Origin of the sequence: Yeosuana aromativorans, from assembly GCF_014646655.1 — a bacterium.
GTDB lineage: Bacteria > Bacteroidota > Bacteroidia > Flavobacteriales > Flavobacteriaceae > Yeosuana > Yeosuana aromativorans.
Genome location: NZ_BMNR01000005.1, coordinates 145,438 through 170,257, shown reverse-complemented (window position 1 = coordinate 170,257; position 24,820 = coordinate 145,438). Strand labels below are relative to the sequence as shown.

Genomic DNA, 24,820 nt, shown 5'->3' with positions numbered 1-24,820 from the left:
GACCACTAAAATACAATAAATGTCCAAGAAAGAAAACGTTGATTTTGTTATTTCAACGCTTCAGGATTTATACCCTGAAATACCAATACCGTTAAATCATCAAGATCCTTATACTTTATTGATAGCAGTACTGTTATCGGCACAAAGCACCGATGTGAGGGTCAACCAAATAACACCACTGTTATTTGAAAAAGCTGATAACCCGTATGACATGGTAAAACTTTCGGTTGAGGACATAAGGGATATTATAAAACCTGTTGGCTTATCCCCTATGAAAAGCAAGGGCATTCATGGGCTTTCCAAAATTTTAATTGAACAACATGGCGGACAGGTGCCTAAAAGTTTTGAGGCTCTTGAGGCGTTACCAGCAGTTGGTCATAAAACGGCCAGTGTGGTGATGTCGCAAGCCTTTGGGGTTCCGGCCTTTCCCGTAGATACACACATTCACAGATTGATGTACCGATGGAACTTAAGCAACGGAAAAAATGTGGTTCAAACCGAAAAAGATGCCAAGCGGTTGTTTCCAAAAGAACTTTGGAACGACTTGCATTTGCAAATTATTTGGTATGGCAGGGAATATTCTCCTGCACGCGGCTGGGATTTGGAAAAAGATATCATTACAAAGACAATTGGGCGCAAGTCTGTTATTGAGGACTATTATAAATCAAAAAAGTCCTGATGACTAACTATCAGGACTTTTTCAAAGTTTAGTTGAGAAGTGCTTCAAACTTCATCTTATTACAATTAATAACACTTAAAGCCTTAGAATAATTTAGAAGAAAATTAACCGTTTCTTCCTTCGGTTTTAAATTGTTCAATTTTTCAATAGAATCATTAGTGTAAAGTTTTGCCATTAGTTATAATTTTAAGTGAATTAAAATAGTAACGCAGCAAAATTTAATTTATTGTCTAATTCGTCAAAACTATATTGTGTTTTTCTATTATTTTTCTCAAATTGATGAGCGCATATCGCATTCTTCCCAGAGCGGTATTGATACTAACACCCGTTTTATCTGAAATTTCCTTAAAGCTCATATCATTATAAATGCGCATCAACAATACCTCTTTTTGATCCTCAGGAAGCTCATCAACCAAACGTCTTACATCAGTTTCAACTTGATCTTTAATGATTTGTTTTTCTGCATTCAAAGTGCTATCACTCAAAACAGAAAAAATACTGAACTCGCCACTGTTATCAAATTTGGGCATTCTGTTGTTTTTTCTAAAATGGTCAATCACCAAATTGTGTGCTATACGCATGACCCATGGTAAAAACTTACCTTCTTCGTTGTAAGAACCGCGTTTTAATGTACGTATGACCTTTATAAAAGTATCCTGAAAGATATCTTCGGTAATATCCCTATCATATACTTTTGAATAAATAAAACTATATATTTTTTGCTTGTGCCGCGTGATGAGTATTTCTAAAGCACCTTCATCACCGTGAATATAATTGGTCACTAAAGCAGCGTCTTGTAAAATTTCGTGTTGCATATTCATTACTTTAATGCAGAGAAGCTAGCTTCTTTGCTTGGGGTTATCTGTTTAAAAGTAATGTTCTGCTATAGGCGAGAATTGTTTTGATTATATGTCAAATATAACAACAATCATTCCTAAAAAACAAAAAATATGTGTTTTTTTTAAATTATAAATAGCTAACAACGTAATTTTTAGATGCAATTATCGTTAAAATGCTTTTGTGGATTTTGAAAACAAATATATTTACATAGATTAATTACTTGTAGTATCTTTGCAAGATTATTCCTTAAAAACTTATGGCAACAACTCTTTCAGACGTAAATCCAAAGCAAAATATAATTATAAAAGGTGCCAAATTGCACAATTTAAAGAATATTGATGTGGTGATACCAAGAAATAAATTGGTTGTCATTACAGGGTTATCTGGTTCTGGAAAATCAAGTTTAGCATTTGATACATTGTATGCCGAAGGCCAAAGACGCTATGTTGAGAGTTTGTCCAGTTATGCAAGGCAATTCTTGGGCAGACTGAACAAACCAAAGGTTGATTACATAAAAGGCATTGCGCCGGCCATAGCCATTGAACAAAAAGTGAACTCTACCAATCCACGTTCAACCGTAGGGACAACAACCGAAATTTATGATTACTTAAAACTGTTGTTCGCAAGAATTGGCAAAACGTATTCACCAATCTCTGGAAACGAGGTCAAGAAAGACACAGTTTCAGATGTATTGAATTACTTAATGGGCTTTGAGGAAGGTGAACGATTGCTTCTCCTGGCTCCTATCCATTTAGAGACTGGACGCGAAATGACCGATAAATTAAAGGTTTTGCAACAACAAGGCTATGCAAGGATTAAAGTAAAAGATGATGTTATGCGGATTGATGAATCACTGGATATTGATGAATCCATACATGATATCTATTTGGTTGTTGACAGGATTATCATAAAAAATGAAGAGGATTTTCAAAACAGATTGGCAGATGCCGTTCAAACAGCTTTTTTTGAAGGCAAGGGAGAATGCATCATTGAAACATTAAACAGTAATTCCCAACGGCATTTTAGCAATAAATTTGAACTGGATGGGATGACGTTTTTAGAACCAAACGTGCATTTATTCAGCTTTAACAATCCGTATGGCGCCTGCCCAAAGTGTGAAGGTTACGGCGATATCATAGGTATTGATGATGATTTGGTTATCCCTAACACCAGTTTGTCCATTTATGAAAACGCCATTTTTCCATGGCGTGGTGAAAGCATGAGTTGGTATAGGGACCAATTAGTTAATAACTCACATAAATTTGATTTCCCCATTCATAAACCCTATTTTGAATTAACTGCTGAGCAAAAACAATTGATTTGGGATGGCAATCAATATTTTGAAGGCTTAAACTCGTTTTTTGCCGAACTGGAAGCCAAAGCTTATAAAATCCAAAACCGTGTTATGTTATCACGATATCGCGGTAAAACAAAATGTAAAGTTTGTAATGGCAAGCGATTGCGACAAGAGGCTAATTATGTAAAAATAAATGGAGCCACCATAACAGACTTGGTAGAAATGCCCTTAAGTAAATTGGCTATGTTTTTCAGCCAACTGGAGTTAAATGACTATGACACGCAAGTGGCAAGCCGGCTTTTAAAGGAAATTAATAACCGATTGTCCTTTCTATCCAATGTAGGATTGGATTATTTGACATTAAACAGAAAATCCAATACACTGTCTGGAGGTGAAAGCCAACGTATCAACCTAGCAACATCCTTAGGAAGTAGCTTGGTAGGTTCCATGTATATTTTAGATGAGCCCAGTATTGGTCTACATCCTAAAGATACCGAGCGTTTGATTTTGGTTTTAAAACAACTACGTGATTTAGGAAATACAGTCATTGTAGTTGAACATGATGAAGATATTATGAAAGCGGCCGATAGCATTATTGATATTGGTCCCGAGGCAGGCACCTTTGGTGGTGAAGTGGTGGCACATGGTAACTATAATGATATTCTTGCATCAGAATCCTTAACGGCCAAATATCTTAATGGCAGTTTACAGATTGAAGTTCCCAAAAAACGAAGAACATCAAAATACCACGTGGATATTATTGGAGCCCGGGAAAATAATTTAAAAAATATTGACGTTAGCTTTCCATTAGGAATGTTAACTGTAATTACAGGCGTGTCCGGTAGTGGAAAGAGCACCTTGGTCAAAAAAATACTCTATCCGGCCTTACAGAAAAAATTAACAGATTTTGGTGATAAACCCGGACAGTTTACAGCTTTGGAAGGGAACTTCAGCAATATAAACCACATCGAGTTTGTGGACCAAAACCCGATTGGCAGATCCTCGCGCTCAAACCCTGTGACCTACATAAAAGCCTATGATGATATTAGAGCCTTATACTCCAATCAGAAATTAAGTGCTATAAGAGGCTTTCAAGCCAAACATTTTTCATTTAACGTAGATGGCGGACGCTGTGAGACTTGCAAAGGCGAAGGTGAAGTAACCATTGAAATGCAATTCATGGCTGATGTGCATCTGGAGTGTGAAACCTGTAAAGGCAAACGCTTTAAAAAAGAAGTGCTTGAAGTGATGTTCGCCGGTAAAAACATTGATGATATTTTAAATATGACCATTGATGATGCCATTACTTTTTTCGATACGAATAAACAATCAAAAATCAAGCAGAAGTTACAACCCTTACAGGATGTTGGTCTTGGCTATGTCACGCTTGGTCAGAGTTCTTCTACCCTTTCCGGTGGTGAAGCGCAACGTATTAAATTAGCGTCTTTTCTAGGAAAAGGAAACAATAAAGAGAAAGCACTCTTTATTTTTGACGAGCCAACCACAGGCCTACATTTCCATGATATTTTAAAACTGCTGAAATCGTTTAACGCTCTTATAGAAAAAGGGCATTCCATCATTGTTGTGGAACATAATTTGGAACTTATTAAATGCGCCGACCATATTATTGACCTAGGTCCTGAAGGTGGAGAAAATGGTGGACACATTGTTTCTAAAGGCACACCAGAAGATATAGCTAATGACAAAGCTTCTGTAACAGGTCACTATTTAAAAGAGAAACTCCAATAATTTCTCTTCTTACATCTATTTAATAAAACATAAATGCCGTAACACCCATGGTAACGATTGCCAATGGAATTACAAAGCATAAAAATAAGAACGAAATGGCACTGCTTTTAATAAAGCTCAAACCGAAGCCTTGTTCATAAAACCGTTTTACAGCCAGAAGCAAATATAAAAACGTTGATAGTATCACCAAACTTATCGAACCGGCGGACAATTGGAAAAGAAGGTTAGCCAGAATTAAAATGCTAAATACCATAAATAAAAATGAAAAAAAGTAAAAGGTAAATACTAGATGGTATGCAAATGGTCCCTTTCTGTAATAAAACAGCTTTAGCAATAAAGCAAAAATAGGAAGCAACACAAACATAGCTATAGGAATACTGTCATAAAACATTTGTAAGATGGAGCCGCCATTGCGCTGTCTGTATAGTTTAAGACCCTGTGCATATAATTTTCGTTTCACATATCCCGCATCATCAGGCAACCCCATGGCTTTATAAATTTCTGCATTTGGTGCATCTATGGCTATGAGTGAATCCACTTTTTTGGTATTGAAATCAAAAGCAGTAGAGGCGTTCAGCTTTTTTTTATCAATTGAATTTGCTAAAGAATCCAACGTGTTAACATCAATATTTTTATTTGGAATAGCAATGCCATTGTCTTTTAGTTGTTGTGCTAATTCCTTTATTTTAATAGAATCTATAGTGTTTTTTGCTGCTAAAGAATCTGAAACTTTAGATATGTTCAAATCCTGCTTGAAGGCCTTATCAACATTCTGTATTTGGTCTCTGCTAATGATTGAAAATAAAAAGAAAAAAATCACGGAAATAAACAGATACATCTGCGCTGGATGCAAATACAACAACCGTTTCCCTTGCACGAACTGCTTGGCCAAATAGCCTGGTTTAACCATCAAAGGGATGTAGCTTTTAAAAAAGCGCGCATCAAAGGAAAAATAATTGCTTATTGTATTATAGAATAAGACACCAAGCGTGAGTTCGTCATCTTTTTTTTGTCCACAATGCGGACAAAATTGAAACCCTTCTTCATAATCCTTTTCACAGTTTTTACAGGTAACAAGCTTTTGTTTCATTGGAGTTAGTCAGTTTGATATAAAAATATAAAAAACCAACCACATTTCAATAAATGTAAATATTCTGATTTTTAAACACTTATGTTTTTGGCACGCAAATTGAATTCTTATAGCAATAGCGGAAGCCGAAAAGCTAAAGAGTAGGCATCTTTTAAAATTCTATGATTATGAAAACACTACTACTTTTTATGACCAGTTTGTTATTGAGTATAACAACGATATCAGCATCAGATATAAAGCCTAAGAAAAAAGAAGTTCATAAAGAGCTTACAAAACAGTATCGGTTTGTACAACCCATTGTATTTGTAGAACGCGGTATTGAGTTCTCACTATTTCCTGACGGCAGTTTTGATTTTGAAATACAACGAAAACTGTACAACAACTACTCAAATTCAAGAAGAACCACGGTTAATGCGGTTTATGCCACAAGAGGTGTGCAAGTGAAATATACGTCAAATCGTTTTAGAGAACCAATGGTTTTTAAAGACAGATTTGGAAAAATAATCCAAATAGAAAGCACGCCTATTTACTATGACCGTATGGGACATGTTACCCGAATAGGTTCTGTAGATATTGACTACAATAGAGGAACCCGATTGATCTCAAAAGTTGGAGGTTTACGGGTTAATTATAACCATTGGGGACAAATTGTAAATATCAAAGGTTATGTAAATCCTTTAAACAGGCATTTAAATAGTTATTATGCTGCAAACAATGATATGTTTTATGACAACGATTATGACGATAGCTATTTCTACTACAAAAAAGGACACGAACTAAAAAAGTTTAAAAAGAACAGGCATTAGTTTTAAATTGATAGTTAATTGAAAATCCCAAAGCTATTAATTGGTTTTGGGATTTTCAATTTATTTTGAAACCATTTTTCCATCAATAAATTTATGACAGGTACAATTTTTGTTACCATACAAACCCAATAAGTGCAATCTGTACTTTAAACTATCAATAAGTCTATAAAACAACATATCCTTTAGGAGATATCCAAAATTATTTACACTGATAGATACATCGAGTGATTTCACATAATGCCACCATCCCTTAGGTATAAATAAAGCATCTCCAGGTTTTAAAACAACAGAATGAATTTCTGCAGATTTAAATTTAGGGTGTTTATTTTCATCATAATTATTAATATCAACTTCACTAAAAACAGAAGCAGCGTCGTACTTTTTACTTTTATACATGTTTTTGTTGTATTGAGGAGATACTAATAAAACTAATTTTTCACCTTTTATTTGGGCTAATATATTATTTTGTGTATCCCAATGAAAACCTGAAATAGTTCCTGATGGTCCAATCCATGCAAACGTATTGTTTTTTTTAGTAAATTTTGTGAATATAGAAAAATCTATATCTTGTTTTAACTTAGGAAATGTTTTAAAAACGTTAAACAAAGACAAGTAGGTTTTAGTTTTAACTTTAGTTTTTTCTTCCTCTTTTAATTTTTCTATATAAGAAGACAAATCATCTTTCACAAAATGTGTTTCATTTTGAAAGATATTTCCAACTTCTAAAGTGACTTTTGTATTATTTAAATTCGAAAAAAAATCTAAATTCCATTTCCGTTTGGCTTCCCAATTATTTGCATAGCCTTTGAGCACTATTGGTTTTTTTTTACTAAGGTAATTGGTTTTAAAATTTTCAGGATCGAAATTTGTCGTTTCGGGCAAACTTTTGCTCCTCAACAAAATGTCTTCTAGTATATCCATGGTTTTGGTGGTTTATAAAACTAAATTATAATTATTCATATTAACTCACAATAATTCAAAAAGAATTACGATAAATGACATGAAAACAAGGACAAATAAATAATTTACATATACTTGGCAATCAGAACTTTTTAACAACGATTATGACGATAGTTATTTCTACTACAAAAAAGGACACGAACTAAAAAAGTTTAAAAAGAACAGACATTAGTTTTAGTTTGAGTTAGTTAATTGAAAAAATCTCAAAGTCATTAATTAGGTTTTGGGATTTTTGTTATGAATAGTTATTTCCCTTTATTATCAATTCATACCTTAATTCTGTGTCTAAAATTAGTTTTATAAAATCTGTTTTAGTAATTGAAGATAAATGTTTAAACTAATTGAGTTATTAAAATAGTTATCAACTTTTAATTTAAACTGATTATCAATCACTTAATTAATGCTGCTGTTTTTTGGCACGCTGTTTGTAAATAGTAGACTGTACAACAATTAAAATTTACAGTTATGAAAAGAATATTGATATTAGCAGGTTTAATCTTCGCAGGATTAACAGCTTCGGCAACCACAACCAACACAATCAACAACACGATTAATACATCTACTTATATAAATGGTTATGGAAATTCTTTCATATTTGTAGAAGGTGGCATTGAATTTTCAGTGTTTCGTGACGGCCAATTTGATTTTAACATTTTAGGAAATAACAGATCAAACGTTAGTGTTAGCATTGGGTCACCAAACGTAAACTTTAGCTTTAATTCTGGATATGATTATAACGCCTATGTGCAATATGATGAGTACGGTGCCATTATTCAAATAGAAAATGTGCCTATTTATTATGATTATTATGGACGCATCAGTCAAGCCGGAAACGTAAACATTTATTACAACAGTTTTGGATATGTATCTAGAGTTGGTGGATTATACGTTCACTATAACCCATACCACCAGTTTTCATACTGTACAGGATATATTAATATCTATAACAGACATTATGTATACAGACCTTGGCATAATTACTACAGAGTGCCATCAAGAGATTATTGTGTAGTGTACAACAGACCTTACAGACGTTATTATGAGCCCGTGCGTTATAAATACACAAGGCCATACTATAATAATCACAGACGAACCACTGCCGTTGCCAGCAGACGTGGAAGTGCCGTAGTGAGAAATAGAAATTATGCAACTGTTTACAGAAGCAACAATGATAAACGAAGCCATGATTCTCAATTAAGAACGAATACCAGTACTAGACGCGATTACGCTCAAGCTGATAACGCAAGACGCATTGCGAGTAATAATTCAGTAAACAGAACAGCTACAAATCGTAATTATTCAAGTTCTACTATAAACAATTCCCAAGTGGACCATACTAGAAGAACGCAAGAAAACGTTAACAGAACATACAAACCGAACACAGATATAAGAAATCGTGAAGTTATAAGACAGCAAAATAATCGGGTTTCTCAAAAACCAAATCCATCAAATGTTCGTACATATAATAAAGCAAATAATACTAGAAGTTCTCAACAAGTGCAACGGCATACTGAAAGTAGGCAACATGTAGTGCAACCATCAAAAGCACGTACTGCCCCAAGTAAAGCCAGAGCCACAACAAGTAGAAACAATTCTAGTCACAATACAAGATCGGCTAATACAAGAAGACGGTCATAACAATTTTGGTTGGTTAGTTGGAAAGCCCTGCGATACGTTTGCCTCAAAGCAACATCGTGGGGTTTTCTTTTTATCTTATATAAGACAGTAGTTTGTTGATGATAGAAGAGATATCATCCGACAGCTTAAAAGCATACACAACAAAACCATAAAACACACTAATTAGCAATGTTTTTAAGGTAATGTTTATGATAGGGTGAAATGGAAATTCCCAAAAATAAAACATACCAACACTTATCAAAATAAGACCCAAGGTTTTGAGTGTTGCCATAGTAAAAGGTGTCATATTAAAAGCAAACTTAACAAATAGTATTTTAGCAAGGTTATAGGCTAGCACCGCAATGAATGTCGCCAATGCTGATCCGTTGATACCATATAATGGAATAAAGACCATATTCAGTAAAACCGTTGAAATCACTAAAAAAACACCCAACAACAACACCATTCTGTAATAATCACTATTAAACAAAATAGCATTGTTATTTCCCAATAGATTATCAATAACCTTAGCGGTACCAATTAAAATGACAATCAATAATCCACCACCAAACTTATCAGGAATGAGTAAGTACAATTCATTGATATTCAGAATAATCAACAAAAAAATAAACCCACTGATTATAAATAAATTCAATGAAGTCTTTTTATATAAAGCCTTTAACTCAACTTTATTTTTTTCATTTAAAAGCTTGGCCGTAATTGGGCTTATAATTTGGTGCAGTGACCGCAAAGGCACGCCAATAACACTGGCTATATAAATGGCCACACCGTAATACGCCACTTTTTCGATGTCAACATAATAACCAAGCATAAACTTGTCAATTTCCAAAATAAGATTGGCAACAGAGCCTGCTATGATAATCAACGCAGTATATTTTAAAACATTGGGCAGACTTTTAAACTTATTGAATCGTATTACGGGCTGTTTTAAACCAAACGCATAAATGGCCATAATAATCATTCTTAAAAAGTAAACACCCACAATACCGTAAATTAATTGCTCAACATTTAAAAAACCGAAATACAATGCAAATAACAATACTGTGGTGCATAATCTGTGGAAAACTTCCTTCATGAAATTTCCCAAAACACTCTGAAACTGTACACGACTCCAAGCATAAAACACTTCAAAATAAGCAAACGTAATGGCTGAAAAATAAATCAGCCAGACGTAATCCTTGATAATTGGATTTTTTTGTGATAACCAGTCACTGATGGTCTCAAAAGCCAAATGACCAATAAGCCCTACCGGAATGATGACTACCAAAGGCAAAAACAGCATCAACGTTAAAAAGCTATTTTGGGATTGTCTGGTCTTGAATATGGAATAAAACTTGATAATGGTATTATTAGTGCCAAATGCCATTAAAGGCATCATGATATTGGCTGTGGAAAGCATGAAGGTTATCAGGCCAAAATAGGTGTCACTTATAAAATTGGTAAATAAAAACAGAACATTAATGGCGCCAATACCAAATCCTAGATAAGTTGTAATGGTGTTTTTAATAGATTGCGAAGCGACTAGACCCATTATGTTTTTAAAAATTACAATGCTAAAATACTAATTTAAAAAGGAATTAAGCATACCAAATATATCGGTATTTGTATGTTTTACAAGAAGCAATTCATCATAATATCCATCTAAATTAATGTGGACAATTGTTTGGTCAATGATTTTCTACTATACTTTTGTAAACCAATAGGATGCGATTGCAAGGCTTTCCTTTGAAAAGCATCATAATGATTTAAAAGTACCTGCTTAAGCGATTCATAATCGTCATAATAGAAGTAGTTACCTGTGTTGGTTTCTTTTATGATCGTCTCCACATCGGATTGTTTTGGGCCCAGTGCAATAATGGGTCTGTTGGAAACCATGTATTCAAACAACTTACCTGGGATAACGCATTTTGTGTCTTCAGAATCTATTTCAACCAATAATAATATTTGTGATTTTTTTTGATATGTAATTGCTTCTTCATGTGAAACATAACCTACATTATTGATATAATCACTTAAATTATACTTTTGAATAGTCGCCTGTACATTATCACTTAGCAAGCCAATAAAATTAAGTTGCAAATCGTTTGAAAATTGCTTGTATTCATTAACCATCTCCGATAATACCCGCCATAAAACCTCAGGATTCCGCTTGGATAACATTGAGCCTATATGCGATATGGAAAACTTGGTATCCAATTCAATGTTAGACATAGATTCAACATCATAACCGTTGGTAATGACTTCAATGGGCTTATTGGTTATGCTTTGAAATTCTTTTTTAGTTGTTAGACTGGTCACAATAATTTGATCACAAGTATTCAAAACCTGCTTTTCTAAGATCTTGTGTTTTAATTCAGACTTTTTGGTCAGTTTTAATTGTTTATGATACCCGATACTAGTCCAAGGATCTCTAAAATCCGCCAGCCACTTCACTCCTAGCCGTTCCTTTAGCTGCAACCCGATTAAATGCAAGCTATGTGGTGGCCCAGTGGTGATTATGGTTTCAATCTGTTCTTTTATAATGTAATCTGAAAGAAATGCAACTGACGGTTTTACCCAACCGATCCTGGCATCAGGAATAAAAAAGTTTCCTCTTATATAAAGCAATAATTTATCAATCCAACTTTGCTTTTTCTTGTCAGGAATGATACCCTTGCTAATAGTTTTTGATTTATTTTTTGAGAATATGCTTGCAAGCTTATAGGGCTCTGATATAGGATGTTTAATGATTTTTAGGTCTTGTGACACTTCGCTTGATAAGGTGTTATCAACGATGGGGTAATTGGGGTTTTCAGGAACGTATACAATGGGTTCTATCTCAAAATCAGGAAGGTATTTTACAAATTTCAACCAACGCTGTACACCAGGCCCACCTGCTGGTGGCCAGTAATACGTTATGATTAGCACTTTTTTACGTACGTTCATTTACTATTTGTCTAATGCCAAAAACAAGTCCCAGAACAATTAAGACACATACTAAAATTGAACTGGCCAACGCTATTGTACTACCAGTATGCACAACTTTTGGGTCGAATTTAAACTCAATAATATGTTCTCCTGAAGGCACTTTCACACCTCTTAATACATAATCCACATTGCTGATATTTGCCGGAACACCATCAATATATGCATGCCACCCATGTGGATAATAGATTTCAGAAAACACTACAAACCCGTCCTTCCTATTGTTAGACTTGTACTTTAAGTAATTTGGTTTATGATTTATTAATGAAATGTTTGCAGTTGAATCAACAGTGTACTCCAATGAATAATTTTCGCCATGAATCCACTTGCTATTTATAACAGCGGTCTGCTTGGTGTTTAAACTGTCCAAAGCCAGAATTTCCTCATTAGCTGTTTCAACAGGCTTCAATTTTGACACAAACCAAGCATTGCCATTGGCATCTTTATTGGTGTAAGGAAAAACCGTTCCATCTTTGTCTTTGACAATAACATACTTGGTATTTAGCATATTAAGAACATTCATATTATTGTTTGCTACATAAAAATCAAACAACTCACTATACCGTTTTAATTCGGCAGCATTATAACCATTTAGTGAATTATGAAAGTATGAAGGTTTTGAAGGCCCGGAAACCAAATCAAAAACCCTATAATAAGTAGTATCTTTTAAAATCTCTTTGTCAGCTGCATTGGCCTGAAAGGGTTTATTGACTTGCAATGCTGATACAAAATCATCATCGTTCACATACCGTTTATCTACAGAAATCAAATCAAACAAAATCAAACACCCTAAAACAATCAAGGCGGTGTTTTTCTTTAGTTTCTGTTTTAAGAACAAGAAAATAGTTCCCGCTGAAAGCAACACTAAAATCAGTGTTCGTATGGTATCGCTAACAAATAGAGTTTTACGGTCTTCCTTTACGGCATCAATGAAATCCTGACCGTAGTTTTGACGATAAAAGCCATCATTAATTCCCGCAAAATCAAAAGAGGACTTGAAAACCAAAAATAACAAGGCAATGCCACCGGTAATTAACACAGAATACTTTAAGGCACTGAGTGTATCTTTATTATCGTCAGAATGCTTAAAAAGTTTTGAAAGACCAAGAACAGCCAAAACGGGAATACACAGCTCTAAAATAACTTGAATGGATGTAACCGCTCTAAATTTATTGTATAGCGGTACATATTCAATAAAGAAATTGGTTAGAAATCCTAAATTCTTTCCGTAGGACAGCAACAACGAAAATAATGTACCAGCCACCAGCCACCATTTTAAGCGACCTTTAACAAGAAATAAGCCTAAAACAAACAAAAACAAGACAACTGCTCCTATATAAGCCGGCGCTTCTACTATGGGTTGGTCGCCCCAATACATGGGCGCATGCTTTGACTCTTCAAGAGCTTGGGCAGGCGTAGCTCCTAATTTCCTAAAAGCGGTATATGTCATTGAGTCCTTACCAACATCCTCTCCATTGCCCCCACCCATAAATCGTGGGATATATAAGTTAAAGGTTTCCCAAAAGCCATAACTGAATTGCGTAATATAATCCCTATCCAGACCCGAGGTCACCTCTTTAGGAGTCCCGTCAGGATTGATGGTCAACTCGCTTTTACCACGGGTACTTTCCTTAACATATTCTTGTGTTGCCATTATATTGGTGGCGTTGAGTCCAATAGCCAGTATAACGGCAGGAATTAATATCCCAATAGATTTGAAATAATCCAGCAACGCTTTCTTTTTATAAGCATCAATAAAATAAACAATTCCTAAAATAATGACCAAAAACATCAAATAATAGGTCATTTGAAAATGATTGGCAACAAGTTCCAATCCCAAAGCAATGGTAGTGAGTATAAACCCAACAATATATTTTCGTTGGAAAACCAATAAAATACCACTTAAAACCAATGGCATATAGGCAATAGCATGGGCTTTACTGTTATGCCCCACTCCAAGTATGATAATTAAATACGTAGAAAAACCGAAGGCTATGGCACCTAATGCCGCCAATTTAAAGTCGACATTTAAAACCAACAACAGAACATAAAAACTTAACAAATACAGAAATAAATAATCGGCAGGTCGTGGTAAAAACCGAAGTGTTAAATCCAATGATTTGATATAGTTATGTGGATATTTGGCTCCTAACTGATACGTTGGCATTCCTGCAAAAGCGCTATTGGTCCAATAGGTCTCTTCACCCGTTTCAGCACGAAAATCATTTTGTTGCTTGCTCATGCCAATATACTGCATGATATCGCTTTGGAACAATTCCTTTCCTTTTAAAACTGGACTAAAATATGCTAAAGACAGAATGATAAAACCTACAAGAACCAGTAGATGTGGTAAAACTCTTTTTATAGAAAATTGCATGAATTTGTATTAAAAACAATGATTCCGAAAATTAATCAATTTCTTCGTAATCAATATAGTCTCCAACATTTTTATTTGAAGATTTTGTATTTGGCATTTTGTCAATGGTTACCTCTCCCTCTTTTTTTGGAGGTTCTTGCTTGTATTGCGAGCCAAATTGACCTCCAAAATGCTCTTCAGCTTTTTTAGCGACAAATTTTATAAGAAATGGTGAAAACAATCTGGATAAAATCTTAACCCCAAAATAAATTGCTAAAATTATTAACAGCGTTCTAACCAGTCCCGTAGCCGATGCGAATTGCAACATAAAAATAGTTTTATGCAAAAATACAATTCTATGCGTTTAAAAAGGAGCCAAAAATGATAAAAAAACTATAAAATCTCTATATTTGATTTCCCTTTAATGTGAAAATAATGAATAGTCTCACGATTTTACAGTGTTATCAAAATCCAAAACATTAATTATGAAACTCATCAAATCTACTGCATCCATCCTATTATGTTTACTATCAATACATAGTTACAGCCAATACACAGACGTTATCAATTCCAACAGACCGGGCGTATCGCGCAGTGCCTTTTCAGTTGGCACTAATGTGGCTCAATTTGAAGTTGGCCCCTATATCATCAATGAAAAGCGTACACCTGCATTAAAAACAGAGGTTTCAGGTTATGGAATCGATTTTGCGGCACGCTATGGCCTTTTATGGGAACAACTGGAACTTAATATTGAAGGAACCTACCAAAATGACACTAAAACCTATTATTCAAGTATTCCGTTTGATGATAAGCGTTCCAACTTTAAATACCTGACGCTTGGCGCTAAATATTTGATTTATGATCCATATAAGAATTCAGAAGATGACAAGCCAAATCTTTACAGCTGGAAGGCTAACCATAGATTTAAATGGAGCGCCCTAATTCCTGCTGTTTCAGCGTATGCAGGTGTAAACTATGACACCAAAAACAATCCATACACAGCACCTGGCATTGATGGGTTTAGTCCTAAAGTTATGCTCATAACACAAAATAATTTTAATGGTGGTTGGGTATTTGTCATGAATTTAATTAAAGATAGAATTGGCACAGACCAGTCTGATTTTCAATACATACTTACACTTACACATTCCTTTAGCCCCAAATGGGTGATTTTTGGGGAAACACAAGGTATACAAAGTGATTTTTATGCAGACAATCTCTTTAGATTTGGCGGAGCCTATCTTTGGGGAAAGAATTTCCAATTAGATACAGCGCTCACATTCAATACCAAGGATACGCCATCGGTATTTAGTGTGAATTTTGGAGCGTCCTATCGTTTGGATTTTCATCAAGACAAAGAAGAAAGTATTGATAACGGAAATTCCATTAAGGGAACAGGAAAGCGACAATCAAAAAGAAACAAGAAAACCACAGATGTCATTGAAGAATACAACAAAAAGCACAAGCGTAAAGCACAAGATTTTAATTAAATACAAAGACCTATCATTTTAATATGGTTACAATAAAAGAAGTAAAGACCAAGAAAGACTTAAAAGCTTTTGTTAAGTTTCCGTTTAAATTATATAAAGACTCCAAGTTTTGGGTGCCTCCTATCATAAGCCAGGAAATCAAGACATTCAACAAAAAAGAAAATCCTGTTTTTAATGATGCCGATGCGCGTTTCTTTTTAGCCTACAAAAACAATGAAATAGTTGGCCGGGTTGCGGCCATTATCAACTGGTTGGAAGTTAAAAACCAAAATCAAAAGAAAATGCGGTTTGGCTGGTTTGATTTTATTGATGATTTAGAGGTTTCTAAAGCACTCTTTGATACTGTTGAAACCATAGGAAAAGAAAATGGTCTGGAATATACCGAAGGTCCCGTTGGATTTTCCAATCTGGACAAGGTTGGTGTTATGACTGAAGGGTTTGAAAGCATAGCCCCCATGATTACGTGGTATAATTACCCTTATTATTCAAAACATTATGAAGCCGCAGGTTATGAGGTTGAAAAATCATATTCCGAAAGCCGGTTTGCGTTTTCAAACGTCAATCCAGAAACCTTTCTCAAAGCGCAAGAGCTTATTAAACGTCGGTATCAACTAAAGGCGCTGTCATTTACCAAAACATCTGAAGTGATGCCCTATGTTGATAAGATGTTTGATCTGTTTAATAAAACATACTCATCTTTGGCATCCTTTGTTGCTATAACTGATATACAAAAAGAATATTTTAAAAAAAAATTCATAAGCTTTGTCAATCCAGAATATATCAAATTTGTAGTTGATAAAGATGATGAATTAATTGGTTTTGCCATTGTGATGCCGGCTTTCGCTAAGGCGCTGCAGAAAGCCAATGGGCGTTTGTTCCCTTTAGGTTTTAGATATATCCTTGATGCCAAAAAGAATAGTAAAGATGTTATCTTTTATTTAATTGGGATTCACCCGGAATATCAAAACAAAGGCGTACACGCTGTTATTTTTGATGAGTATTACAAGATTTTTAAAGAAAAAGGCATTCAAACTTGTTTTAGAACTCCTGAATTGGAAGATAATATAGCCATTCATCAAATATGGAAACATTTTTCGCCAGAAGTCTATAAAAGACGAAAAACATTTAAAAAACTGCTATAAAAAAAAGCCTCTTTATTTAAGAGGCTTTTTTTTATAAGATTGTGTCATTATTCACCCATAGCTGCCATGACTGCGGCAGATAAACGTTGATAGGTTCCATTTTCAAGTCTTGATCTAATAGCTTCAAAGGCATCTAGCGTAATTTGAACATCTTCCAATGTATGGGTTGCTGTTGGAATTAATCTCAATAAAATCATTCCTTTAGGAATTACTGGATACACAACTATAGAACAGAAAATCCCAAAATTTTCCCGAAGATCTTTTACCAAAGCCATAGCTTCTGGAATACTTCCTTTTAAATAAACCGGTGTTACACAACTTTGTGTGGTTCCAATATCAAAACCTCTTTCTCTAAGTCCGTTTTGAAGAGCATTGGTGTTTTCCCATAACTTGTTTTTAAGTTCTGGCATGGTTTTAAGCATTTCCAAACGCTTGCGAGCACCAACAACCAATTGCATTTGCAGTGATTTAGCAAACATTTGGGAACGGAGGTTGTATTTTAAATAATCAATAATTTCTTGGTCTGCAGCTATAAATGCACCTGTGCCTGCCATAGATTTGGCAAAGGTTGCAAAATACACATCAATATCATCTTGTACACCCTGCTCCTCGCCTGTTCCAGCCCCCGTTTTACCTTGGGTTCCAAAACCATGGGCATCATCCACTAAAAAGCGGAAGTTATATTTTTTCTTTAGTGCAGCTATTTCTTTCAATCGGCCTTGTTCCCCACGCATTCCAAAAACACCTTCAGAAATAACCAAAATGCCACCACCGGTTTGCTCTGCCATTTTAGTAGCTCTATCCAGGTTTTTTTCTAAACTCACAACATCATTATGCTTATAGGTAAATCGTTTTCCCATGTGCAAGCGCACACCATCTATAATACAAGCATGGGCATCAACATCATAAACAATAATATCATTTTTTGAAACTAAGGCGTCAATTGTGGAAACCATACCTTGATATCCAAAATTTAAAAGATAGGCAGCTTCTTTATTTACAAACTCGGCCAATTCCTTTTGCAAGGCTTCATGCAAATCTGTATGGCCTGACATCATTCTGGCACCCATGGGATAAGCAGAACCATAAGCGGCTCCAGCTTCGGCATCAACCTTTCTAACTTCTGGGTGGTTAGCCAATCCTAAATAATCATTGATACTCCACGTAATGACATCTTTGCCTTGAAATTTCATTCGGTTAGAAATTTGACCTTCTAACTTTGGAAACACAAAATAGCCTTCTGCCTGTGAAGCCCACTTACCTAGTGGTCCTTTGTCTTTATAAATCTTTTCAAATAAATCTTTCATTTATAATAAATGTATTGCTATTAAAAATTCAACGTGGCTACTAAAGAAAAGATAAATATAAAACAAGTTCTGTTGTTTTGTCGTAATTCTGTATGCTCTTTTTATCCTTAGTTAGTTGCAGCAAAATTAAATATTTATATTGTTTGTACATAATTTTTACTCTTCAATTATTGATAAAATAAAAAAGAGATAGCAATTGTAGAACAACAAATACTATCTCTTCTAAAAAATCAATGCTTTTTATTTTATATATTCAATACTTTGTGCTGCTTCAACATTAATACTATCAAAAAATCCTTGCTCACTCATCCATTTATCACTGTATATTTTACTCATGTAACGTGATCCGTGATCAGGAAAAATAACTACAATGTTATCATTTTTTTTAAATTTACCATCTTCACCTAATTGTTTAATGGCCTGCATGGCTGCCCCAGACGTATAACCAACAAATAATCCTTCTGTTTTGGCTATTAACCTAGCAGTATGAGCACTATCTTCATCTGTTACTTTTACAAATTCATCGATAACATCAAAGTCTGTGGCAGTAGGAATTAAATTTTTTCCCAATCCTTCAATTCTATAAGGATAGATTTCCTCTTCGTCAAATTCCCTGGTTTCATGGTATTTTTTTATGACTGAACCAAAGGCATCAACACCAATTACCTTGATGTTTGGATTTTTTTCTTTTAAATATTTAGCGGTGCCCGATATGGTTCCGCCAGTTCCGCTACAAGCCACTAAATGGGTGATTTTTCCTTCCGTTTGGTTCCATATTTCAGGGCCTGTGGAATGGTAATGGGCATCAATATTAAGTTGATTGAAATATTGATTGATATAAACAGAACCTTTTATTTCTTCATGCAAACGTTTTGCTACTTGGTAATATGATCTTGGATCATCTGCACTTACATGCGCAGGACATACATAAACCTTGGCTCCCATGGTTTTTAGCATGTCTATTTTATCTGCTGATGATTTTGAACTAACGGCCAACACACAGTCATATCCTTTAATAATGCTAACCATAGCAATACTAAAACCTGTATTACCAGAAGTTGTTTCAATAATGGTATCACCTGGTGATAAAATACCTTGCTTTTCTGCTTGTTCAATAATGTAAAGTGCTATTCTGTCTTTTGAGGAGTGACCTGGATTGAAGGCTTCTACTTTTGCGTAGAAGTTACCTTTAATTTGAGAGGTCATTTTATTAAGTTTAATAAGTGGTGTTTTACCTACTAAATCCAAGACATTGTCAAAAACTTGATTTTTGTGTTTCATAAATGCTTTTTACAAGCTACTTTAATCTAGCTAAAAAATTAATGTAACCTAAAACCAAGCAAAAATAAAACATTTTTTTTTATTAACAATGAATTCCTTCCAAATCTAGTAAAAATGCATATTCCAAAGCGACTTCCTTTATGCTTTCAAAACGCCCAGAAGCTCCGCCATGACCAGAATCCATATCAATATGAAACAATAGTTTACGCGAGTCTTTTTTAAGATTTCTTAATTTGGCTACCCATTTGGCCGGTTCCCAATATTGCACTTGCGAATCATACAAACCTGTAGTAACCAGCATATTAGGATATTCTTGTTCCTGAATATTGTCATATGGCGAATAAGACTTCATATAATTGTAATACTCTTCTTCATTCGGATTGCCCCATTCGTCATATTCGCCCGTAGTCAATGGAATGGAATCATCCAACATGGTTGTTACCACATCAACAAATGGAACAGCCGCTAGCACACCGTGGTATAGTTCCGGATTCATATTAATAACAGCTCCCATAAGCAGACCTCCGGCAGAACCACCATAAGCATATAAATGCTCACTAGACGTATATTTTTCACTGATTAGGTATTTGGAGCAATCTATATAATCATAAAACGTATTGATTTTAGACAACAATTTTCCATTTTCATACCACTGCCTACCCAAATACTCACCGCCTCGTATATGGGCAATGGCATAGATAAATCCTCTATTGAGCAAACTCAACCGAATGGTTGAAAATGAGGGGTCTATGGTTGAGCCATAGGAGCCGTAAGCATAAAGTAAGAGTGGATTTTCACCATTCAACACAATCCCTTTTTTATACACTATGGATATGGGCACCTTAACACCATCTCTGGCAGTAGCCCATATTCGCTTCGATTCATAATTTTCTTTTTTAAAATTATCATCTAAAACTTCTTGTTCCTTTTTTATCTCGCTTTGCTTGGTGTAAAAATTATAGTCTATAACCTCACTAGGTGTCGTTAATGAATTAAAGCTGTACCTTAAAACCTCACTCTCAAAATCAGGATTATTGCCAATAAAAACTGTATATGTTTCAGAATCAAAGGGTAAATAATAATCTTCATTCCCATCCCAACTCATGATTCTAAGATTATTCAAACCATTTTCGCGCTCATTAACAACCAAATAATCCTTAAAAATCTCGATGTCTTCAATCAGGACATGGTCTCTATGCGGAAGAACTTCCTGCCAAAATGCTTTTTTAGTGTTGCTTTCATGGACTTTCAGCAATTTAAAGTTGTTAGCCCCATCACTGTTTGCTATCACATAAAAATGGTCATCATAATGCGCAATGCTATAGTCCAGTTCCCGTATGCGCTCTTGAAATATGGTGAACTCTGCATCTGGTGTATCTGCATTTAAAAATCGATATTCTGAAGTCAAGGTGCTTGAAGACCCTATAATAATGTATTTTTTTGATTTTGATTTGTACACAAATGTATTAAAGGCATCGTCGTCTTCCTGAAACACAACCAAATCTTCATCTGTATTGGTATGTAATTTATGTTTAAGGATTTTATGGGACCGTAAGGTCACATCGTCTTTCATGGAATAAAACAAGGTAATGTTGTCATTGGCCCAAGTGGCACTTCCCGTAGTATTTAAAATTTTATCAGGATAAATTTCTCCAGTAACCAAATTTTTAACCTGAATGGTATATTGTCTTCGGCTTACCGTATCGGTAGAAAAGCAAGCCAGTTTATTGTCCGGGCTGATAGCTATACTACCTAAATTGAAATAGGAAAAGTCCTTTGCCATCTCGTTGCAATCAAACAAAATTTCCTCTTCAGCGTCAAGAGATTCTTTTTTTCGGGTGTATATGGGGTAATCTTTTCCTTTTTCGTAACGTGTGATATACCAATAGCAGTTGAGTTTGAAAGGCACTGTAGTATCGTCTTCCTTAATTCTACCCTTCATTTCTTCAAACAGTGCTTTTTGAAAATCCTCGGTATGGCCCATCATACGCTTGGTATATTCGTTTTCAGCATTTAAATAGTCTATTACATCGGGATTGTCTTTATCATTTAACCAATAATAATCATCAATCCTAATATCACCGTGTACTTCAAGTTTTTTAGGTACTTTTTTTGCTATTGGAGGGAAAATTGTCTGTTTCAATGAAAGTGTGTTTTATTCTAAATATAAGGTGTCAAAAATATAAAAATTAAATAATTTTGTGGGGAATAAAAAAATATAAGATTATGTTTGGAGATATGATGAATATGATGGGAAAACTTAAAGAAACCCAACAAAAAGTAGAGGACACAAAAAAACGGTTGGATACCGTTCTAATAGATGAAAAAAGCAATGACGACAAAGTAAAAGTCACGCTTACGGCCAATAGAACCATTAAATCCATAACGATTGCCGATGAATTATTGGCTGATAAAGAAGAACTGGAAGATTATTTGATACTTACATTGAACAAAGCAATAGAAAAAGCCACAAAAATCAATGAAGCTGAACTTGCTGCCGTTGCCAAGGAAGGCATGCCAAACATTCCCGGATTGGATATGTTTAAATAACCGATTAAACCGTTTAGAATTTTAGACTTCTTAAAATCGACAGCAAATAATCGTGCATGGAATCGGTGTAATCCAAATGCGTAACCATTCTTAGTTTATTGCTCCCCATACCAATAATTAAAATATTGTTGTCTTTTAGTTTTTGAATAAATGTTTTTTCATTGACATCACTGTTCAATTCAAAAATAACAATATTGGTTTCTACCGGCTCAACAGTTTTAATGTAAGTTAAGTTTGATAGCAATTGTTCGATTTCCTTAGCTTTCAGATGGTCTTCTTCTAACCTATCAATATGGTTGTCTAAAGCATACAATCCTGCTGCAGCCAAATATCCAATTTGACGCATATTGCCCCCGAAAATTTTTCTAACTCTAATGGCATGTTTCATAATGTCCGTATCCCCTATCAATACAGACCCCACAGGACACCCTAAGCCTTTACTTAAACACACGGATATGGTATCAAACACCTCTCCATATTGCATTGTGGTCTCATTCTTTGCAACCAAAGCATTCCATAATCGGGCACCATCCAAATGAAATCCTAAATGATGGGCATCACAAATTTCCTTGATCTTTAAAATTTCTTTAAAATCCCAGCACGCTCCTCCTCCTTTATTGGTTGTATTTTCAATCTCAACTAAACTGCTCTGGCTATAATAAAAAGCATCTGGGTTAATAGCTTCCTCAACTTGATTAGCAGTAAACATACCTCTATGTCCATCTATAAGTTTACAAGATACACCGCTATTAAATGATGCACCACCGGCTTCGTAATTATAAATATGGGCGTATTTATCACAAATCACTTGTTCACCCGGATTTGTATGTAGTTTGATTGCCGTTTGATTGGCCATACTTCCAGATGGGAAGAATAAGGCTTTGGGTTTTCCAAACATGTTTGCCAACCGGTCCTCCAGTTCATTAACAGTCGGGTCTTCGCTAAAAACATCATCACCAACTTTGGCATCCATCATGGCTTGTAACATGCCTTTTGTGGGTTTTGTAACGGTATCGCTTCTTAGGTCAATTATCATATTGGCTATTTGTTTGTAAAACTATAAAATTATCTCATTAAATCTTTTTAGATGGATGCATAAATCCTATTTTTGTTCAAAAATTACAGAATATGATAACCCAGGATCAAATCAAATCCCTTAATACCCGCCTAAACAAACTTAGGCACTATCTTTGACATAGATGCCAAACTTATAGAAATACAAAACGAAGAAGAACAAACCTTTGCCCCAGATTTTTGGGATGACTCCAAAACTGCCGAAGCAGTAATGAAATCCTTACGAGTCAAGAAAAAATGGGTGGAAGATTATAATTTAGCCAAGACCTACTTAGAAGATTTGGAGGTTTTGTACGAGTTCTACAAAGAAGGCGAATCGTCTCTCGATGAAGTTGAGAGCAACTACCAAAAACTTCAAACGTTACTTGAAAACATAGAATTTAAAAACATGCTGTCTGAAGAAGGCGACAGCTTAAGTGCCGTTTTGCAAATAACAGCAGGTGCCGGCGGTACAGAAAGTTGCGATTGGGCCAGTATGCTCATGCGCATGTATTTGATGTATGCCGAAAAAAATGGTTTTAAAGTGAAAGAACTAAACTTTCAGGAAGGTGATGTTGCTGGTATAAAAACCGTAACCCTGGAAATTGAAGGCGACTTTGCTTTTGGTTGGTTAAAAGGTGAAAACGGGGTGCACCGTTTGGTAAGAATTTCACCGTTTGATAGTAACGCCAAACGACACACCAGTTTTGCTTCTGTGTATGTATATCCGCTTGTTGATGACAGTATTGAAATTGAAATAAATCCTGCTGATATTGAAATAACCACGGCACGTTCCAGTGGCGCAGGTGGGCAAAACGTCAATAAAGTAGAGACCAAGGTCCAATTGACCCATAAACCTACAGGTATTCAAATATCCTGTTCAGAAACTCGCTCACAACATGACAACAGAGCCAGAGCTTTGCAAATGCTAAAATCACAATTGTATGAAATTGAACTTCAAAAGCAATTGGCTCAACGGGATGATATTGAAGCCAATAAAATGAAAATTGAATGGGGCAGCCAAATACGCAACTATGTGATGCAACCCTATAAACTGGTAAAAGATGTAAGAACAGGCCATGAAACCAGTAATGTTGATGCCGTAATGAACGGAGAGATTGAACCTTTTTTAAAGTCCTATTTAATGATGATGGGACAAAAAGAAGAAAACAATTCGTTATAAAAACACAACTGAAAATGATTACAATATATCACAACAATAGGTGCAGCAAATCAAGAAATGGATTAAAGTTATTAGAAGAATCTGGTAAGGAATTTGAAGTTGTTAATTATTTAGAAACCGTTCCTTCTGAACAGGAATTGAAGAATATAATCACCTTATTAGGAATCAAGCCCATTGATTTAGTTAGAAAAAATGAAGCCATTTGGAAAAATAACTTCAAGGATGAAAATTTATCTGACAATGAAATCATAAGGGCCATGGTTGATAATCCCAAATTAATAGAACGGCCTATTGTTATTAATGATAAAAAAGCCGTCATAGGAAGACCCACGGAAAACATTCTTTCCATCATATAACACCTTTCTTGTTTTATTTAACAGAAAATTAACAAGAACCCATTAAACCTCACACTTGTTTTAAAGTCAAATCAAGAAA

The 24,820-nt window shown here is 34.8% G+C and carries 20 protein-coding genes; 9 read left to right on the top strand and 11 right to left on the bottom strand.

What is annotated here, in order from left to right:
- Positions 1-19: 19 nt before the first annotated feature.
- Entirely contained in the window at positions 20-679 is a 660-nt protein-coding gene (locus tag IEW94_RS12065) for an endonuclease III domain-containing protein (protein WP_188653378.1), read from the top strand.
- A 230-nt stretch (positions 680-909) separates the two neighbouring features.
- Here IEW94_RS12065 and IEW94_RS12060 read toward each other — a convergent pair whose 3' ends face one another.
- Complete coding sequence (locus IEW94_RS12060) at positions 910-1,494, bottom strand: RNA polymerase sigma factor (protein WP_188653376.1); 585 nt, start codon at positions 1,492-1,494, stop codon at positions 910-912.
- Positions 1,495-1,775: 281 nt separating this feature from the next.
- Between IEW94_RS12060 and uvrA the strand changes: the two genes are divergently transcribed.
- Positions 1,776-4,565 (top strand): excinuclease ABC subunit UvrA, encoded by a 2,790-nt coding sequence (gene uvrA / locus IEW94_RS12055; RefSeq protein ID WP_188653375.1) that lies wholly within the window; start codon positions 1,776-1,778, stop codon positions 4,563-4,565.
- A 19-nt stretch (positions 4,566-4,584) separates the two neighbouring features.
- Here uvrA and IEW94_RS12050 read toward each other — a convergent pair whose 3' ends face one another.
- Positions 4,585-5,655, bottom strand: a complete 1,071-nt coding sequence (locus tag IEW94_RS12050) for a DUF3667 domain-containing protein (protein ID WP_188653373.1) — start codon at positions 5,653-5,655, stop codon at positions 4,585-4,587.
- Between the two features lie 167 nt (positions 5,656-5,822).
- Between IEW94_RS12050 and IEW94_RS12045 the strand changes: the two genes are divergently transcribed.
- On the top strand, positions 5,823-6,461 hold the full coding sequence (locus IEW94_RS12045; protein WP_188653371.1) for a hypothetical protein: 639 nt from the start codon (positions 5,823-5,825) through the stop codon (positions 6,459-6,461).
- Between the two features lie 60 nt (positions 6,462-6,521).
- Here the strand turns inward: IEW94_RS12045 and IEW94_RS12040 are convergent, their stop codons facing one another.
- Positions 6,522-7,382 (bottom strand): cupin-like domain-containing protein, encoded by an 861-nt coding sequence (locus IEW94_RS12040; RefSeq protein ID WP_188653369.1) that lies wholly within the window; start codon positions 7,380-7,382, stop codon positions 6,522-6,524.
- Positions 7,383-7,886: 504 nt separating this feature from the next.
- Between IEW94_RS12040 and IEW94_RS12035 the strand changes: the two genes are divergently transcribed.
- Positions 7,887-9,059, top strand: a complete 1,173-nt coding sequence (locus tag IEW94_RS12035) for a hypothetical protein (RefSeq protein WP_188653367.1) — start codon at positions 7,887-7,889, stop codon at positions 9,057-9,059.
- Between the two features lie 70 nt (positions 9,060-9,129).
- Here IEW94_RS12035 and IEW94_RS12030 read toward each other — a convergent pair whose 3' ends face one another.
- The 4 genes from IEW94_RS12030 to IEW94_RS12015 form a co-directional block, all read right to left on the bottom strand.
- On the bottom strand, positions 9,130-10,590 hold the full coding sequence (locus IEW94_RS12030) for a lipopolysaccharide biosynthesis protein (protein WP_188653365.1): 1,461 nt from the start codon (positions 10,588-10,590) through the stop codon (positions 9,130-9,132).
- Positions 10,591-10,700: 110 nt separating this feature from the next.
- A complete protein-coding gene (locus IEW94_RS12025) occupies positions 10,701-11,984 on the bottom strand; it encodes a glycosyltransferase family 4 protein (RefSeq protein WP_188653363.1) in 1,284 nt (427 codons plus the stop codon).
- On the bottom strand, positions 11,971-14,400 hold the full coding sequence (locus tag IEW94_RS12020) for a YfhO family protein (protein ID WP_188653361.1): 2,430 nt from the start codon (positions 14,398-14,400) through the stop codon (positions 11,971-11,973). Before IEW94_RS12020 ends, IEW94_RS12025 begins: the two co-directional genes overlap by 14 nt.
- Positions 14,401-14,431: 31 nt before the next feature.
- On the bottom strand, positions 14,432-14,707 hold the full coding sequence (locus IEW94_RS12015; protein WP_188653359.1) for a DUF4834 family protein: 276 nt from the start codon (positions 14,705-14,707) through the stop codon (positions 14,432-14,434).
- A 157-nt stretch (positions 14,708-14,864) separates the two neighbouring features.
- On the opposite strand from IEW94_RS12015, the gene IEW94_RS12010 reads away from it, so the two are divergent.
- Both IEW94_RS12010 and IEW94_RS12005 read left to right on the top strand, forming a co-directional pair.
- Positions 14,865-15,869, top strand: coding sequence for a transporter (locus IEW94_RS12010; RefSeq protein ID WP_188653357.1), 1,005 nt, complete (start codon positions 14,865-14,867; stop codon positions 15,867-15,869).
- Positions 15,870-15,892: 23 nt separating this feature from the next.
- Entirely contained in the window at positions 15,893-17,011 is a 1,119-nt protein-coding gene (locus IEW94_RS12005; RefSeq protein ID WP_188653355.1) for a GNAT family N-acetyltransferase, read from the top strand.
- Between the two features lie 47 nt (positions 17,012-17,058).
- On the opposite strand, the gene capB is transcribed toward IEW94_RS12005, so the two are convergent.
- The 3 genes from capB to IEW94_RS11990 form a co-directional block, all read right to left on the bottom strand.
- Positions 17,059-18,318: a cysteate-C-fatty acyltransferase gene (capB, locus tag IEW94_RS12000; protein WP_188653353.1), complete on the bottom strand. Its 1,260-nt coding sequence runs from the start codon at positions 18,316-18,318 to the stop codon at positions 17,059-17,061.
- Positions 18,319-18,558: 240 nt separating this feature from the next.
- Entirely contained in the window at positions 18,559-19,599 is a 1,041-nt protein-coding gene (capA, locus tag IEW94_RS11995) for a cysteate synthase (protein WP_188653350.1), read from the bottom strand.
- A gap of 82 nt (positions 19,600-19,681) precedes the next feature.
- On the bottom strand, positions 19,682-21,742 hold the full coding sequence (locus tag IEW94_RS11990; RefSeq protein ID WP_188653348.1) for a S9 family peptidase: 2,061 nt from the start codon (positions 21,740-21,742) through the stop codon (positions 19,682-19,684).
- 83 nt (positions 21,743-21,825) lie between these two features.
- Here IEW94_RS11990 and IEW94_RS11985 point away from each other — a divergent pair, with 83 nt between their 5' ends.
- Complete coding sequence (locus tag IEW94_RS11985) at positions 21,826-22,149, top strand: YbaB/EbfC family nucleoid-associated protein (RefSeq protein ID WP_188653346.1); 324 nt, start codon at positions 21,826-21,828, stop codon at positions 22,147-22,149.
- A gap of 13 nt (positions 22,150-22,162) precedes the next feature.
- On the opposite strand, the gene IEW94_RS11980 is transcribed toward IEW94_RS11985, so the two are convergent.
- A complete protein-coding gene (locus tag IEW94_RS11980) occupies positions 22,163-23,185 on the bottom strand; it encodes a threonine aldolase family protein (RefSeq protein ID WP_188653344.1) in 1,023 nt (340 codons plus the stop codon).
- 92 nt (positions 23,186-23,277) lie between these two features.
- Here IEW94_RS11980 and prfB point away from each other — a divergent pair.
- Together prfB and arsC are read left to right on the top strand one after the other, a co-directional pair.
- Positions 23,278-24,385 (top strand): peptide chain release factor 2 gene (prfB, locus tag IEW94_RS11975; RefSeq protein WP_188653342.1). Its coding sequence is split into 2 segments (ribosomal slippage): positions 23,278-23,340 and positions 23,342-24,385, totalling 1,107 coding nucleotides; the frame shifts between segments, so codons are not numbered across the junction.
- Positions 24,386-24,399: 14 nt separating this feature from the next.
- The gene (arsC, locus tag IEW94_RS11970) at positions 24,400-24,741 is read left to right on the top strand and encodes an arsenate reductase (glutaredoxin) (RefSeq protein ID WP_188653340.1); all 342 of its coding nucleotides are present in this window, start codon (positions 24,400-24,402) and stop codon (positions 24,739-24,741) included.
- Positions 24,742-24,820: the final 79 nt, after the last annotated feature.

Coding starts and splice junctions, on each gene's coding strand:
- IEW94_RS12030 (WP_188653365.1), bottom strand. CDS start 10,590: ATGGGTCTAGTCGCTTCGCAATCTATTAAAAACACCATTACAACTTAT.
- uvrA (WP_188653375.1), top strand. CDS start 1,776: ATGGCAACAACTCTTTCAGACGTAAATCCAAAGCAAAATATAATTATA.
- IEW94_RS11985 (WP_188653346.1), top strand. CDS start 21,826: ATGTTTGGAGATATGATGAATATGATGGGAAAACTTAAAGAAACCCAA.
- IEW94_RS12045 (WP_188653371.1), top strand. CDS start 5,823: ATGAAAACACTACTACTTTTTATGACCAGTTTGTTATTGAGTATAACA.
- IEW94_RS12040 (WP_188653369.1), bottom strand. CDS start 7,382: ATGGATATACTAGAAGACATTTTGTTGAGGAGCAAAAGTTTGCCCGAA.
- arsC (WP_188653340.1), top strand. CDS start 24,400: ATGATTACAATATATCACAACAATAGGTGCAGCAAATCAAGAAATGGA.
- IEW94_RS12050 (WP_188653373.1), bottom strand. CDS start 5,655: ATGAAACAAAAGCTTGTTACCTGTAAAAACTGTGAAAAGGATTATGAA.
- IEW94_RS12065 (WP_188653378.1), top strand. CDS start 20: ATGTCCAAGAAAGAAAACGTTGATTTTGTTATTTCAACGCTTCAGGAT.
- IEW94_RS12015 (WP_188653359.1), bottom strand. CDS start 14,707: ATGTTGCAATTCGCATCGGCTACGGGACTGGTTAGAACGCTGTTAATA.
- IEW94_RS12060 (WP_188653376.1), bottom strand. CDS start 1,494: ATGCAACACGAAATTTTACAAGACGCTGCTTTAGTGACCAATTATATT.
- IEW94_RS11980 (WP_188653344.1), bottom strand. CDS start 23,185: ATGATAATTGACCTAAGAAGCGATACCGTTACAAAACCCACAAAAGGC.
- IEW94_RS12005 (WP_188653355.1), top strand. CDS start 15,893: ATGGTTACAATAAAAGAAGTAAAGACCAAGAAAGACTTAAAAGCTTTT.
- IEW94_RS12025 (WP_188653363.1), bottom strand. CDS start 11,984: ATGAACGTACGTAAAAAAGTGCTAATCATAACGTATTACTGGCCACCA.
- capA (WP_188653350.1), bottom strand. CDS start 19,599: ATGAAACACAAAAATCAAGTTTTTGACAATGTCTTGGATTTAGTAGGT.
- capB (WP_188653353.1), bottom strand. CDS start 18,318: ATGAAAGATTTATTTGAAAAGATTTATAAAGACAAAGGACCACTAGGT.
- IEW94_RS12035 (WP_188653367.1), top strand. CDS start 7,887: ATGAAAAGAATATTGATATTAGCAGGTTTAATCTTCGCAGGATTAACA.
- IEW94_RS12020 (WP_188653361.1), bottom strand. CDS start 14,400: ATGCAATTTTCTATAAAAAGAGTTTTACCACATCTACTGGTTCTTGTA.
- IEW94_RS12010 (WP_188653357.1), top strand. CDS start 14,865: ATGAAACTCATCAAATCTACTGCATCCATCCTATTATGTTTACTATCA.